Here is a 272-nt window from a genome sequence, read left to right as displayed (position 1 = left end):
GCAATCAGCCAGGCAGTCAGCACCCAGGGAGCGGGGATCGTCCAGGCGGATGTCGACGCCGGTCCGGACCCCAGGTCCCACCACCATCGGCTCCACCGACAGGAAGCGGAACACCGCCGCCCGGAAGGAGTGCATGGCCTTGGGCACGACCGAGGCGATGATGACGCCCTCCGCGTCGGCCGCCGCGAACCCGGCCAGGCGCAGGAAGCCGGACAGGATCATCCCGTATTCGTCCGCCGTCCGCTCCGCCCGGGTGGAGACCCGGTAGGAGG

The 272-nt window shown here is 71.0% G+C and carries 1 protein-coding gene; it reads right to left on the bottom strand.

What is annotated here, in order from left to right; all coding sequences use genetic code 11:
* A partial coding sequence (locus tag CRD60_RS08525; protein ID WP_113860807.1) for a type III pantothenate kinase occupies positions 1 to 272 on the bottom strand: 272 nt, incomplete at both ends.

The organism is Bifidobacterium aemilianum, assembly GCF_003315635.1.
Taxonomy (GTDB): Bacteria; Actinomycetota; Actinomycetes; order Actinomycetales; family Bifidobacteriaceae; genus Bifidobacterium; species Bifidobacterium aemilianum.
Note: the sequence above shows the minus strand (reverse complement) of the source record. Positions and strands in the feature narration are given on the sequence as shown.